Below are 14,238 nucleotides of genomic sequence, written 5' to 3'. Positions count from 1 at the left end.
TGCGTTGCCGCACCGTGCTATCGGGTGGTCGTTGTCTCTCAGAAATCCTGGCCGGGCTTTTCGGCAGTCCTGTCAGCGTCCGCCATCCGGTATCGGACCAGCATCTGGCTACGTGACAGGAATGACTTGCTCGCCGGGCCCGCGAGCAGGGCAGCATGTATCACATTTGACCGGGTAAGTGCCAAATCCAATTCTGTCGATTTTAGTGCAGTGACGACGGGAATCTCCGGCTTGGCGCCGCGATTTCCCTCATTTTGACGCGCCAGCATGTCCAATTTGCGGATTCCGTCCGCGGCCCCGTCGCTGGCATGGATCAGGACCTCGACCGTACCCTCCCGAAGCGCGCTTTCGACCTTGCCGAAACCGGCGACGATCTGGCGCGCTTTGGCCGCAATCCCAAGGGCTTCGACCACGCTCCGGACCAGGAGCGCCTCGAGGTCGGCGGGAAACGTCTGAGGGATGCGCAGCTCGCGCTTGAAGGCTTTCGTAAAATGGTGACGCCGAACGGCTTCCGCAACCACCTCGCGCGAGGCGGTGACCCACATGCCGCGTCCGGGCAGCTTGCGCTTGAGATCGGGAACTATGTGCCCTTGCGGCGAGACGACGAAGCGGATCAGCTCGTCGATCGGCCGGACCTCGCGGCTGACCGCACACATCCGCACGGTCGCGGACCTTTCGGTCCGCGGTCCATGGTCGAGTTCGGGGTCAGTATCGGCGAGCATCCGGGTGACATCCTCCTTCGCCCTAAGCCGGCTGATCTTCGGTCGCCTCGGCCTCTTCAGCAGGCTTGGCGAGATCGGCCTCGGTGATCCATCCGGCCTTGACGCGGGCCTGCATGATCATCGCTTCAGCATCGTCACGGGAGATCTCCAGGCCATCGAGCGCGCCCGGATATTTGGTCTGCTCGCCGCCTTCCTTGCGCTCGGTCCAGCCGACCAGATCGTCCGTGGCGCAACCGGCGAGGTCGTCGACCGTCTTGATGTCGTTCTCGCCGAACTTCACCAGCATCTTCGAGGTGACGCCGGGCACGTCCTTCACGGCGTCCTCGACGCCGAGTTCCTTGCGCCTGGCCTCGAGCTCGGCTTCCAGCTGTTCGAGATATTCCCGGGCGCGGTTCTGGAGTTCCTGCGCGGTCTCCTCGTCGAAACCTTCGATGCCGGCGAGTTCCTTGACGTCCACCATCGCGAGTTCCTCGACCGACGTGAAGCCTTCGGACGCCAGCAACTGGCCGACCACTTCGTCGACATTGAGCGATTCCATGAAGACGCGGGTGGAGTTCTCGAAGTCGGCCTGGCGGCGCTCCGATTCCTCCTGCTCGGTCAGGATGTCGATGTCCCAGCCGGTGAGCTGCGAGGCCAGACGCACATTCTGGCCGCGGCGGCCGATCGCCAGCGAGAGCTGGTTGTTGGTGTCGGGCACGACGACCTCGATGCGCTCGCGGTCTTCGTCGATGACGACCTTGGAGACTTCGGCCGGCGCCAGCGCGTTGACCACGAAGGTCGCGATGTCGGGCGACCAGGGGATGATGTCGATCTTCTCGCCCTGCAATTCGTTCACCACCGCCTGCACGCGCGAACCGCGCATACCGACGCAGGCGCCGACCGGATCGACCGAGGAATCACGAGAAATCACGCCGATTTTTGCGCGCGAGCCGGGATCGCGGGCGACCGCCTTGATCTCGACGATGCCGTCATAGATCTCGGGCACTTCCTGCGCGAACAGCTTTGCCATGAACTGCGGATGGGTGCGGGAGAGGAAGATCTGCGGCCCGCGGGTCTCGCGGCGGACATCGAAGATGTAGGCGCGGACGCGGTCGCCGTTGCGGAACACTTCGCGCGGCAGCATCTCGTCGCGGCGGATGATGGCCTCGCCGCGGCCGAGATCGACGATCACACTGCCATATTCGACGCGCTTGACGACGCCGTTGACGATGTCGCCGATGCGGTCCTTGAATTCCATATATTGCCGGTCGCGCTCGGCTTCGCGCACCTTTTGCACGATCACCTGCTTGGCGGATTGCGCGGCGATGCGGCCATATTCCAGCGGCGGCAGGGTGTCGGCGATGGTGTCGCCGACCTGGGCACCGGGATTGGCGCGCTGCGCATCCACCAGCGAAATCTGGTTGGAATGGTTTTCGACCGTCTCGACCACCAGCATGTGGCGCGACAGCCGCAGCTCGCCCTTCTTCGGGTCGATCTCGGCGTGAACGTCGGTCTCGCTGCCGTAGCGAGCCCGCGCCGCCTTGGCGATGGCATCCTCCATCGCCGCGATGACGATGCCGCGGTCGATCGATTTCTCGCGCGCAACGGCGTCGGCGATCTGAAGCAATTCAAGTCGATTGGCGCTGACTGCCATGGCTAGTCTCCTTCGTCAGGATCGATTTCGCCCCGTCGCGCGCGTTCGGCGGCCAGGCGATGTTTCTTGGTATTGGTCGGAGCCGGCTTCTTCGTCGCGGCCGGCGTCGGTTTCTTAGTCGGCTTGGTGTTCTTGGTCGTTTTTTCGCTGATGCTGGCGTGCGGCGCCGCCGGCGGCTCGAGGCCGAGATTGCGGCGCATTTCGCGGGCCTGGGCCTTGCCGCGGCGCATGGATTCCGCGATCAACTCGTCCGTCAGCACCAGCCGTGCCTCGGCGATGTCTTCCATCGTCAGGAGAACGTCGGCAGCCTCGCCCGCCTTGATGTCGTCGCGATGCAGATGCACGCGGTCGCCTTCGACGGGGCCGATCGTGCCGCGGAACCGCTTCCGCCCCTCATGGGCGACAGCCATTTCGACCTTCACCAGATGGCCGGCATAACGCTCGAAATCGGAGCGGCGCACCAGCGGGCGGTCGATCCCCGGTGAGGAGATTTCCAGCCGATAGGCGCGATCGACGGGATCGGCGACGTCGAGCACGGGCGACAGTGCCCGCGAGATCGCCTCGCAATCCTCGATCTGCATGGAGCCGTCCGGCCGCTCTGCCATAACCTGCACGGTGCAGCCGGATTCCCCGGAAATGCGGATCCGCACCAGGCGGTAGCCCATGCCTTCGAGCACCGGCCCCGCGACCGCGGACACCCGCGCCGCGACGCCCGGCTCGACCACGAGCCTCGGCTCGGCCAGCAATTCGGCATCCGTGGAACCAGGGTTCGGTTCGGTCATGTCAGAGGTCAAGGCGCTCGGTATGGTTAAGGCTTGGTTAAGCTTTCAAGCCCGCTTCGGAACTCTCCCGACAGATCGGCGGGCCGCACATCTTCCACCAGGCCGCGTTCAGGTAATAAAAAAGAGCGGGTCCTTTCGGGCCCACTCTCACTACGCGGATCGTATGAGAAGATGAATTGCCGGTGATATAGCCCTTTCCGCCCTCTCGGACAAGGCCCATTGCACGGCGCGCGAGGCTTTTTGCGCCCGCTGTGCGGCCCGCTGGCGCAACGCTTCCTTCACCTCCAAGGCCTAGATTCCCTGATTGTGGGGCGGCTTGGACCAGGGCGTACCCGCGGCGTGCCCCCTACGAGTTTGCGTTTTCATGACCGTTGCCACGTCGCTCATTCCCGGACTGGACGATATCGTCAAACGCGGCGACCCGCGGCGTCGCGGCGAGATCGCGCATGCCATTTCCCAATTGTTCTTTCAGGACGCCGAGAACCTCCGTCCCGATGTCATCGATCTCTTCGACAATCTGCTGATCGATCTCGTCCCGCATGCCGAGCTCGCCTCGCGCGTCGATCTCGCCGAACGCTTCTCGCGCCTGAACAACGCGCCGCGGCGTCTCGTGAGCGAGCTCGCGCGCGAAAACGAAATCGCGGTGGCGGGCCCCGTGCTGCGCCATTCGCCCGTGCTCGACGACGCCGCTCTCGTCGAAATCGCGCGACTGAAGGGCCAGGGACATCTGCTGGCGATGAGCGAACGCCCCACGCTGTCGGCTGTCATCACCGACGTGCTGGTCGAGCGCGGCGATCGCGACGTGGTGCGCCGCGCCGCGGGCAATGCCGGCGCGGTGTTCTCGCCTGGCAGCTATTCGGAGCTGATCAAGCGTGCCGCGCAGGATGGCGTGCTGACGCTCAGGATCGGCCAGCGCAGCGATCTTTCGGGTGAGAACCTGAAACAGCTTCTCGACGGTACGCTCGACGTCATCCGCCGTCGCCTCTCGAGCGTGGTCAATCCCGTGCGCCAGGTCGAGATCACGCGCGCCATGGCGGCCATCGAGGAAGCCACGCTGCCGCCGGGCCCGCGTCGCGATTTCTCGGGAGCGCAACGTACGGTGCTGGCCTTGCATCGCGGGGGCCATCTTGGCGAGAGCGCGCTGTTTGGCTTCGCGAAGGCCTACAAATACGAGGAGGCGATCGCTTCGCTCTCGGCGATGTCCGGAGTCCGCCTCTCGGTCCTCGACCGCCTGATCACGGGCGACCGCTACGATCCAATCCTGGTTCTGGGGCGTGTGCTGAATGTCAGCTGGCCGACGGTGCGGGCGCTGATCCTGATGTGGTACGGCCCGAATCGCACGCCAGCCGATGCCGATCTTGAGCAGGCGCGCGCGAATTTCACGCGCTTGATGCCGACGACCGCCGAGCGCGTCGTGAATTTCTGGCGCAACCGGCAGACGATCTAGACCCGCCTGAACCGCAGATACGCCGCCTTGCGCCCCTCGCGCGTGGCCTTTCGGCCGTAGCGCGTCATCGTGTATCCGGCCCACGGCAGGCGAAAATCATCGGCGCGCTCCGCGAGCCAGACAAAGTCCTGCGAGCGCGACAGATGCGACAGCGTCCAGGCGCAGTAATCGTCGATGTCGCAGACGAAACGAAATTCGCCGCCGGCTTTCAACACGCGCGCCATCGCGGCGATGGTCCGGTCCTGGACGAAGCGCCGCTTCCAGTGCCGCCGTTTCGGCCAGGGATCGGGATGGATCAGGTCAATCCGCGACAGCGAAGCTTCCGGCAGCCAGGCCAGGAGCTCGGCGGCATCGCCTGCGAACAGGCGGATGTTGCCGATCTCGGCGGCCTCGATCTGCGCGAGGATCTTCGCCATGCCGTTGACGTAAGGCTCGCAGCCAATGAAGCCGGTTGTGGCGAAGGTCTGCGCTTCCGCCGCAAGATGCTCGCCGCCGCCGAAGCCGATCTCGAGCCGCAAATCGTCGGCTGCGGGGGCGAAGATCTCGCGGGCATCCGCCGGTGCTGCGCGGTCGATGGCGAGCGCAAGACGCGGCAGCAGATGATCGATCAGCTCGGCTTGGTGCTGCCTGAGCTTGTGGCCCTTGCGGCGTCCGAAGAAGGCGCGCTCGCTGTCCTCGCGATCCGGATCTGATTTGCGCTCACTCATCGTAGCGTCTGGTAGAGGCGGTGGAGCAGCCGCGCGCGCGGTGCGAGCGACGAGACATAGAGCTGCTCATAATGGGTGTGCGCGCCCTTGCCGTCGACGCCGAGCCCGTCGAGCGTCGCGGTGTGGGCGGCGGTGAAATTGCCGTCCGAGCCGCCGCCGGTGTGAACGTCCACCAGATCGAAGCCGATCTCCGTGGCAACCGTCTTTGCATGTTCGTACAGCGAAGCGCCTGCATTGCTCTTCTCGTAAGGCGGACGATTGAGCCCGCCCGTGACCTTGACGGTGACGCCATCTGTCTTCGATGTCAAAGCGAGGATCTTGCCGACGAATTCATCCGCGTCCTTGAAGCTCGGCACGCGCAGATCGATTTCAGCATAGGCTTCTTCCGGGGTCACGTTGGGCCGCGTGCCGCCGCGCACCACGCCGACATTGACGGTGACGCCGCGCGCCAGATCGTTCATCGCCTCCAGCGCCAGGATGACGTTGGCAAGCTCGCGGATCGCGCTGCGGCCATCCTGGGGCCGCGTGCCGGCATGCGCGGGCACGCCCTTGATGAACACTTCGAATCGCCCGACGCCCTTGCGACCGGTGACGATCTTGCCGCCCTCGCGCGCCGGCTCCGTCACCAGCACGTATTTCGCCTTGCGCCCTTCGGTCTCGATGAGTGCGCGAGAGGTGGGGCTGCCGATCTCCTCGTCCGAAGTGAACAGATGGATGATGCCGAGCGGCGGGCGATCGGCCGTGGCGCAAAGCGCGCGAAAGGCGTGGTGGGCGATGTAGGCGCCGCCCTTCATGTCGTAGATGCCGGGACCGAACGCGCTGTCGCCTTCGACCTTGAACGGCAGGCGCTCGATGAATCCCATGGGGTGAACGGTATCGAGGTGGCTCAGCACCAGGATACCCGGCCGGTCCTGGCCCCAGGTCGAGCGCGCCACGAGATGATCGCCGCAACCATCGACACCGGCGATGCGCTCGAGCGTAACAGGGAGATCGCGGTATTGCTCCGCGACCATCGAGACGAGCTTGTTGACCTGTTCAGGCGTGTCCGTTGGCGTCTCGACCTCCACCCAGCGGCGGATGCCATCGAGAATAGTTTGAGAATCGAACCAATTGGAGCTGGCCATGGGCGCATCTGTGCCTTTGAATCGCATCATCAAGGAGGACGCGCATCAAAGCGCGGCCACAAATGACGACATAGGCCAGATTTGACGCAGTCTCAAATCGGATTGAGATGGCGCGTCAGCGCTTGTCGGGGCCTTCGCGGGCCGCAATCTGCTCGACGAGATCGACGATCGAGCGGCGCATCTTCGAATCGGTGATTCGGGTGAACGCCTTGGTCAAAGCGAGTCCTTCGGAAGTCGCGAGGAAATCCGAGACGTAAGACGGCGATGCGCCTTCTGCGAAGCCGTCCGGCCCCGCCACGCCGCTCGGACCGCCCTCGAACAGGAAGGACACCGGCACCTGGAGAATTTCGGCAATTTGCTGGATGCGGCTCGCGCCGACCCGGTTTGTGCCCTTCTCGTATTTCTGAACTTGTTGGAAAGTCAGGCCCAAAGCTTCACCGAGCTTTTCCTGGCTCATGCCCAACATGATGCGGCGCATCCGCACGCGACTGCCGACATATTTGTCAACAGGGTTGGGCGCTTTCGACATTTCCTCAGCCCTCCAAACATCACCTTCGGCGCAATCAGGAATGCCTGAGGTGTAAGCAACGTCAAAATCAGACCCTGTTATTGGGAAACATTGCGGAGAAATTTAGCAATACCCACTGTCTTTTGCAGCCGGTGCAGAATGAGGAGGCCGCGTGCAGTCTGTCAACCGTGGGACTACGGTTGTCAAAAGCTATCGGCCGCGGCTGCGTGATCAGGGATGCCGTTTGGCAACACGTCGGCGGACCGCCAGAAACACGGCGAGCGCGACAAACATGGCCGCGGGTACATCGCCCACGCGCGCATAGATGGTCGGCGGGATCGCGGCGGGCAGATTTGCATCCAAAATGCCTTCGATCCCGAGACCGAGGCTGGCGACGATGCGTCCCACCGGATCGATCACTGCGGAAACGCCGGTATTGGCGGAGCGAACCAGCGGCAATCCGAGCTCGATCGCGCGCATCCGCGCCTGTTCGAGGTGTTGGTAGGGACCGGTCGAAATTCCGAACCAGCCGTCATTGGTGAGATTCACGATCCAGCCCGGACGTTCATTGCGTCCGGCCACCTCGCCGGGAAAGATTGCTTCGTAGCAGATCAGCGGCAGCGCGGACGGCGCGCCGGGGACCGGCAGCGCATGCCGCACGGTGCCGGCAATGAAGCCGCCGCGCACACGCGTGAGTTGCTCGAAACCGAGCTTCTCCATCAGACCCTGGTAGGGAAGAAACTCGCCGAACGGCACCAAATGCAGCTTGTCGTACATAGAGAGCACGCTGCCATCGTGGTCGATCACGTAGATCGAATTGTAGGCGCGTGTGATCGGCGTGCCCCGCGGCAGGTCGGGCGCGCGGACCGAGCCCGTGATCAGCACCGTGCCCTTGGGCAGAAGCTCCGCGATTTGCGCCATCGCATCGGCTTCGCGAGTCAGGAAGAACGGAAAGGCGGATTCCGGCCAGATCAGGATGGTGGCATCGCGCACGCCGGTCGATTGCGGTCCGGAGGCGCGGTCCGACAAGGCCAGATATTTCTTCATCACCTCCGCCTTGGCGGCGTAGTTGAATTTCGCGTCCTGCTGGAGATCCGGCTGCATCAGGCGCAATTTGGGGCCCGCGACCATCGTGGTCGGATGCAGCGACAGGCGGATCGCGCCGAAGATACTCATGACCAGCAGGAGCGCCAGGGCCGCGGCCGGTGCGCGCCACGCCAGGCGGCGATCGGGCGTGCGGTCGATCAGCGCCGCGGGGCTTGCGAAGATCGCAACCGTCAGGAACGTCATGCCCCACAGGCCGATCAGCGACGCCGTTTGTGCCAGCGGCAGCGGATCGGACAGCGCATAGCCGAACGCGTTCCAGGGAAAGCCGGTCAGCGCATGACCCCGCAGCCATTCCGTGATGGTGAGGCTTGCCGCGAGCGCAAGCACGCGCGTCGCGTTCTTGGTCCAGAGCAGGCGGGCGAGCGCAAAGCCCATTGCCGTGAAGATCGACAGATAGGCCGGCAGGCCCAGCACGGCGAACGGCGTCAGCCAGGCGAATACATCGGCGTCGACGAAGAAGGCGTAGCCGATCCAGTAGAGGCCGGGCACGAAATAGCCGAGGCCGAACCAGTAGCCGGTAAGCGCCGCGGCGGGGACGCCGCGATATCGTCCGGCGCCGGTGCCGTCGATCAGCCAGACCAGCACCGGGAAGGTGACGAATAGCACCGGGAATACATTGAACGGCGCCAGCGCCAGCACCGAGAGCGCGCCGGCAGCCATCGCGACGAGCGCGCGCTTCCATCCCCAGGTCAGGATGATGGCAAGCGCGATCTGGCGAAATCGCTGGAAAGGGCTCACTGCGGACCGGTCCCGTCGCTTGGCGGCGGGGTGGGCGTGTCGCTGGCCGTCGGCTGGCTGCCATCCGGCGCAGCCTCGCGGCGCCGGCTCTCGCGCTGGGTGCGCGGCGCGGGGCGCTCCTTTCGCGTCGAGATCCGCAGTCGCTTGACCCGGCGCGGATCGGCATCGAGCACCTCGATCTCGTAATGGCCGGGGCCCGAGATCACCTCGCCGCGCACCGGCAGGCGCCCGACGAAGCTGACGAGATAGCCGCCCAGCGTCTCCACTTCCTCGCCGGCCTCGCCGGTGACGAAGTCCTCGCCGATCACGGTGCGGACGTCGTCGAGGCTGGCGCGGGCGTCGGCGATGAAGGCGTTGTCGGGCAGCCGCACGATCGAGGGCGGCTCGTCGCTGTCATGCTCGTCGTCGATCTCGCCGACGATCTGCTCGACGATGTCCTCGAGCGAGACCAGGCCGTCGCTGCCGCCATATTCGTCGACCACCAGCGCCAGATGGATGCGGGTGGCCTGCATCTGCGCAAGCAGGTCGATCGCCCGCATCGACGGCGGCACGTAGAGCAGCTTGCGGATGATGCGCGCTTCCTCGAGCGGCAGCGCGAGATCGACCGTACGCAGATCGAGCCCGGCCGGCAGCGGTTTCTTGCGCTTGGTTTTCGTGACCCCCGACACGCGCGCACGCGCGGTCATGAAGGCGAGCAGATCGCGGATATGGACGATGCCGACGGGATCGTCGAGCGTCTCGTTGTAGACCACGAGGCGCGAATGGCCGGCGCTCTCGAAACGGTCCATCAACTCGCCGAGCGGGATGTCGCGCTTGACCGCGACGATGTCGGCGCGATGCACCATGACGTCGGCGATGCGACGCTCGTGCAGGCCGAGGATGTTGCGCAGCATGGTGCGCTCGACCGTCGAGAAGCCGGTGTCGTCGGGCGTCGTGGCGTCGAGCACGACCTGGAGGTCGTCGCGCACCGAACCTGCCTTCCAGCCGAACAGGCTGCGAATGGCACGCAGCAGCCAGCCCTCCGCGGTCGGGCGCATCACCTCGCCTGAGGTCACCACGACCGGTAAATTGGCCGTGTTGCGCGGATTGTCGTGAGTCGGGTCCGAATCCGGCATCTCAATGCGTCCCTGGGCGGTCGGCATAGGGGTCGGGAATGCCGAGATGAGCCAGGATCTCTCGTTCGAGCGCTTCCATTTCCTCGGCGTCGTCTTCGTTTTCGTGGTCGTAGCCGACCAGATGCAGGAAACCGTGCACGGCGAGATGGCTCAAATGATGATCGAACGGCTTTTGTTCCTCGTCCGCCTCACGCCGCATGGTCTCGTAGGCGATCGCGATGTCGCCCAGCATGCGCGGCGCATCGCCAGGCTTCCAGTCGCCTTCCGGCTGCAGCGCGGGAAACGACAGCACGTTGGTCGGCTTGTCGATGCCGCGCCAGTTGCTGTTCAGGATGCGGATGCCGGCATCATCGGTCAGCATCACCGCCACTTCCGCCTCCGCAACGTCTTCGTCGACATTCTCGGCGGCGGCCGCCACGGCGCGCTGGATCACGGCTTCGGATTCGGGCTCCCGCTGCCAGCAATCGGCGACGACGAGGACCTCGGTGATGGGAAGGTTGGGGTGTGACATTGTCCTTGTTCCGAACGAAGGGGCGCCGTGTCCGCGCCCATATGGTCCGGTTGCTGTCTCGTCAGGATTTACCGGCGGCCGGCCGCTGCGGCGACCCTTCGTAGGCGGAGACGATCCGCGCCACGAGCTCGTGGCGGATCACGTCTTCGGCCTTGAAATGAACTTGCGCAATGCCTTCGACGCCGCTCAGCAGGCGCGTCGCCTCGGCGAGGCCCGAGGTCTGGCCGTTCGGCAAGTCGATCTGCGAGGGATCGCCGGTGACGATCATGCGGCTGTTCTCGCCAAGGCGGGTCAAGAACATCTTCATCTGCATGGACGTGGTGTTTTGCGCCTCGTCCAGGATGATGGCCGCGTTGGTCAGCGTGCGACCGCGCATGAAGGCGAGTGGCGCGATCTCGATCTCGCCGGTCTGCAGCGCGCGCTCGACAATGCGCGCGTCCATCAGGTCATAGAGCGCGTCGTAGATAGGGCGGAGATAAGGATCGACCTTCTCGCGGAGATCGCCGGGCAAAAAGCCGAGCCGCTCGCCGGCTTCCACCGCCGGGCGCGACAGGATGATCTTGTCGACTTCCTTGCGCTCGAATAGCTGCGCGGCATGCGCGACCGCGAGCCAGGTCTTGCCGGTGCCGGCGGGGCCGATGCCGAACACCAGCTCGTGGCGCTTCAGCGCGCGGATGTAGGAATCCTGCGCCGCCGTGCGCGCACGCACCGGGCGCTTGCGCAGATTGATGCTGTCGAAGCTGGATTTGGCCGACTTGGCATCGAACTCGAACAGCGAGCCCTGCGCGATCACGGCTCGGATCGCGCCCTCGACCTCGCCCTGGTCGAGATCCTGTCCCTTCACGGCCTGGGCGTAGAGCGTCTCCAGCACCCGGCGCGCGGCATCGCAGCCGTCGCGCGAGCCGCCAATCGTGATGTGGTTGCCCTTGGAATCGACGACGACGCCGAGCCGCCGTTCGATCTGTGCCAGATGCTGGCCGTAAGGACCGACCAGCACCGACGCGGCGCGGTTGTCGTCGAAGTCGATGACGACCTGGGTCTCGGGCGGAACCTGCATGTCGCGGTCAAATTTGCGGCTGGGAGCGATGGAAGAAGACGAATCCGATGCGCTTTTTGGCAAGGGTTCAGGCTCCAGTGGCGATGGGCGATAAAGCGGGCACGCGCGCCATGGCGAGCTCGCCGAGGAAGCTGTAGCGTTCGAGACTGTCGATCCGGACCGGCAGGATCTGTCCGATGATGTCGGGGGAGGCCATCACATGCGCGGGCTGGAGGAAGGCGGTGCGGCCGACGATCTGGCCGTCCTTGCGGGCCGGGCGCTCGAACAGCACATCGACCGTTGAGCCAATCGCAGCCTTGTTGAAGGCCGATTGCTGGCTGTCGATCAGTTCCTGGAGCCGCTCCAATCGCTGGTCCATCTCGGAGGGGGACACCGTCTCCTGCATGTCCGCGGCCGGCGTTCCCGGCCGGGCGGAGTATTTGAACGAATATGCCGCAGCGTAGCCGATTTGCGTGACAAGCGCGAGGGTCGCGAGAAAATCTTGCTCGCTCTCGCCGGGGAAGCCGACGATAAAATCTGATGAGAAAGCAATGTCTTGGCGTGCGGACCGGAAACGGTCGACGACACGCCGATAATCATCGGCGGTATGTTTCCGGTTCATGGCAGCCAGAATCCGGTCCGAGCCCGACTGCACCGGCAGGTGCACGAACGGCATCAAGGCATCGAGATCGCGATGGGCTGCAATCAGACTGTCATCGACATCGCGCGGATGGCTGGTCGAATAACGCAGCCGCGCGACGCCCGGGAGCGCCGCGAGGTGCTCCAGCAGCCTGCCGAGCGGCCAGCTTTTTCCGTCCGGTCCCTCGCCGTGATAGGCGTTGACGTTCTGTCCGATCAGCGTGAGCTCGCGCACGCCGTTCTCGGTGAGCCGCTTCACGTCGTCGACGATCTTTGTCACCGGCCGCGAGACTTCCGAGCCACGCGTGTAAGGCACGACGCAGAAGGTGCAGAACTTGTCGCAGCCTTCCTGCACCGTGATGAAAGCGGAAATGCCGCGGGCGCGGATCGCGCCGGGCTTGGGTTGGGCCAGGAAGCCGAACTTGTCCTGAGCCGGGAATTCGGTCTCGATGGCGCGGCCTTCATTGCCGGCGCGCTTCAACAGCTGCGGCAAATGATGATAGCTCTGCGGTCCCACCACGACGTCGACCGCGGGTGCACGGCGCACGATCTCCTCGCCCTCGGCCTGTGCCACGCAGCCTGCGACCGCGATCTGCATGGTACGCCCGTCGCGCGCGGCGGCGTCCTTGGCGACGCGCAGGCGGCCGAGCTCCGAATAGACCTTTTCCGAGGCCTTCTCGCGGATATGGCAGGTGTTGAGGATGACGAGGTCGGCGTCATCAGCGCTGGCCGTCTCCACGAATCCTTCCGGGGCCAGCGTGTCCACCATGCGCTGGGCATCGTAGACGTTCATCTGGCAGCCATATGATTTGATGTGCAGCTTGCGCGGCGGCGTCATGGAATCCGGAATTGAGGTGGAGGACCGCCCTCAGATATAGGCTGGGGAGGCGAAAATCCAGCGATTGGCGCCCTTTGGGCTGTCATTCCGGGGCGAGCGCTGGCGGGAAGTGCGGAATCCCGCCAAAACCTCGGGATTCCGGGCGTGTGCGTGTCCCGGCAGCCGCCAGCTGCACTCAGAAAATACCCTGAATCAGCCCGCCAGGGTGTCCGCCGCGACCCGCCGGACCAGCTCCGGCAATTGCCGCATATCGTCGAACGTCAATCCGGCCCCGGCGGCCCGGAGCCTTTCAGCGTGGCCCGGCGGGCAATGGCTGCCACCGTGAAAGCCCAGCACGGTCATCCCGGCGGCATGCGCGCCGGTCACCCCGGGGACGCTGTCCTCGATCACGAGGCACCGCTCCGGCGCGACTTTCATCTGCGCGGCGGCGAACAGAAAAAGATCGGGCGCGGGCTTGCCGCGCGCGACCTGGCTCGCGGAAAAGATGTTCGGCGCAAGCAGATCGTAGAGACCGGCGCAGGTCAGGCCATGATGGATCTTCTCCGGTGTGCCGCTCGACGCAACGCATTTGGGCAAATCGATTGCGCCAATCGCTGCGGCCACATGGGTGATCGGCTGCAAATCGCTGGCATAAAATTGCAGCGTCGCAGCATTCACTTGGCTTTCGAGATCATCGGGAAGATTGCGGCCGATCTCCTGTTCGACCATTCGCCGTGCATCTTTCTCGGATACGCCGAGGAAGCGGACCAGCACCTGCTCCGATGTGATCGGATAGCCGTGCCTCGACAGCACATCTGCATGCGCGCGACAGGAGATCACCTCGCTGTCCACGAGCACGCCGTCGCAATCGAAGATGACGAGATCGATCGCCACTTAACTTGTGGGTTTGTCGTCGTCGAGCGGGACGCAATAGAGTTCGAGCCGATGATCGACCAGCTTGTAGCCGAGCTTGCGGGCGATCTCCGCCTGGAGCTTCTCGATCTCCTCGGAGGTGAACTCGATCACCTTGCCGTCGCGCAGGTTGATGAGGTGGTCGTGATGGCTGTCGCGCATCTGCTCGTAGCGCGCGCGGCCTTCGCGGAAATCATGGCGCTCGATGATGCCCGCATCTTCGAACAGCTTGACGGTCCGATACACGGTCGAGATCGAGATCTTGTCGTCGACCGCGACACAGCGGCGATATAGTTCCTCCACATCGGGATGATCGACCGCCTCCGCGAGCACGCGGGCGATGACACGACGCTGCTCGGTCATGCGCATGCCTGTGGCGGCACAGCGCGCCTCGATGCCGGACGCCTTGGAAGCGGGGGAAGGTTTAAGACCAGTCATGT

At 64.6% G+C, this 14,238-nt stretch carries 14 protein-coding genes; 1 reads left to right on the top strand and 13 read right to left on the bottom strand.

Features of this window, described 5'->3' with window-relative positions:
• Window positions 1-38: 38 nt before the first annotated feature.
• The 3 genes from RX329_RS00230 to rimP are packed head-to-tail and all read right to left on the bottom strand — an operon-like array spanning window position 39 to window position 3,137.
• Complete coding sequence (locus tag RX329_RS00230) at window positions 39-722, bottom strand: RNA-binding protein (protein ID WP_018455799.1); 684 nt, start codon at window positions 720-722, stop codon at window positions 39-41.
• Between the two features lie 22 nt (window positions 723-744).
• Window positions 745-2,355, bottom strand: coding sequence for a transcription termination factor NusA (gene nusA, locus RX329_RS00225; RefSeq protein ID WP_007603900.1), 1,611 nt, complete (start codon window positions 2,353-2,355; stop codon window positions 745-747).
• A 2-nt stretch (window positions 2,356-2,357) separates the two neighbouring features.
• Entirely contained in the window at window positions 2,358-3,137 is a 780-nt protein-coding gene (gene rimP / locus RX329_RS00220; protein ID WP_018455800.1) for a ribosome maturation factor RimP, read from the bottom strand.
• Between the two features lie 364 nt (window positions 3,138-3,501).
• On the opposite strand from rimP, the gene RX329_RS00215 reads away from it, so the two are divergent.
• On the top strand, window positions 3,502-4,584 hold the full coding sequence (locus tag RX329_RS00215) for a DUF2336 domain-containing protein (RefSeq protein WP_085362006.1): 1,083 nt from the start codon (window positions 3,502-3,504) through the stop codon (window positions 4,582-4,584).
• Here the strand turns inward: RX329_RS00215 and RX329_RS00210 are convergent.
• From RX329_RS00210 to RX329_RS00165, 10 genes are all read right to left on the bottom strand, one after another.
• Window positions 4,581-5,291, bottom strand: a complete 711-nt coding sequence (locus RX329_RS00210) for a tRNA (guanine(46)-N(7))-methyltransferase TrmB (protein WP_085362005.1) — start codon at window positions 5,289-5,291, stop codon at window positions 4,581-4,583. The two genes, RX329_RS00215 and RX329_RS00210, sit on opposite strands and share 4 nt — an antisense overlap.
• Window positions 5,288-6,445, bottom strand: coding sequence for a M20 family metallopeptidase (locus tag RX329_RS00205; protein ID WP_085362004.1), 1,158 nt, complete (start codon window positions 6,443-6,445; stop codon window positions 5,288-5,290). The genes RX329_RS00210 and RX329_RS00205 overlap by 4 nt, the downstream gene beginning before the upstream one ends.
• 85 nt (window positions 6,446-6,530) lie before the next feature.
• A complete protein-coding gene (locus RX329_RS00200) occupies window positions 6,531-6,944 on the bottom strand; it encodes a helix-turn-helix domain-containing protein (RefSeq protein ID WP_007598327.1) in 414 nt (137 codons plus the stop codon).
• A gap of 210 nt (window positions 6,945-7,154) precedes the next feature.
• Window positions 7,155-8,768, bottom strand: coding sequence for an apolipoprotein N-acyltransferase (gene lnt / locus RX329_RS00195; protein ID WP_085362003.1), 1,614 nt, complete (start codon window positions 8,766-8,768; stop codon window positions 7,155-7,157).
• Entirely contained in the window at window positions 8,765-9,883 is a 1,119-nt protein-coding gene (locus RX329_RS00190) for a hemolysin family protein (RefSeq protein ID WP_026233030.1), read from the bottom strand. The genes lnt and RX329_RS00190 overlap by 4 nt, the downstream gene beginning before the upstream one ends.
• A 1-nt stretch (window position 9,884) precedes the next feature.
• Window positions 9,885-10,394, bottom strand: a complete 510-nt coding sequence (ybeY, locus tag RX329_RS00185; RefSeq protein ID WP_085349875.1) for an rRNA maturation RNase YbeY — start codon at window positions 10,392-10,394, stop codon at window positions 9,885-9,887.
• 61 nt (window positions 10,395-10,455) lie between these two features.
• On the bottom strand, window positions 10,456-11,514 hold the full coding sequence (locus RX329_RS00180; RefSeq protein ID WP_317245480.1) for a PhoH family protein: 1,059 nt from the start codon (window positions 11,512-11,514) through the stop codon (window positions 10,456-10,458).
• 4 nt (window positions 11,515-11,518) lie between these two features.
• Window positions 11,519-12,907: a tRNA (N6-isopentenyl adenosine(37)-C2)-methylthiotransferase MiaB gene (gene miaB / locus RX329_RS00175; RefSeq protein WP_317245479.1), complete on the bottom strand. Its 1,389-nt coding sequence runs from the start codon at window positions 12,905-12,907 to the stop codon at window positions 11,519-11,521.
• A gap of 192 nt (window positions 12,908-13,099) precedes the next feature.
• On the bottom strand, window positions 13,100-13,780 hold the full coding sequence (locus RX329_RS00170) for an HAD family hydrolase (RefSeq protein ID WP_018455809.1): 681 nt from the start codon (window positions 13,778-13,780) through the stop codon (window positions 13,100-13,102).
• Window positions 13,781-14,236, bottom strand: a complete 456-nt coding sequence (locus RX329_RS00165) for a Fur family transcriptional regulator (protein WP_007598312.1) — start codon at window positions 14,234-14,236, stop codon at window positions 13,781-13,783.
• Between the last annotated feature and the right edge of the window lie 2 nt (window positions 14,237-14,238).

The sequence above is a fragment of the Bradyrhizobium sp. BWC-3-1 genome, assembly GCF_032917965.1.
Taxonomy (GTDB): domain Bacteria; phylum Pseudomonadota; class Alphaproteobacteria; order Rhizobiales; family Xanthobacteraceae; genus Bradyrhizobium; species Bradyrhizobium canariense_D.
The sequence above is the reverse complement of the archived record's forward strand: the minus strand, read 5'-3'. Positions and strand labels throughout refer to the sequence as shown.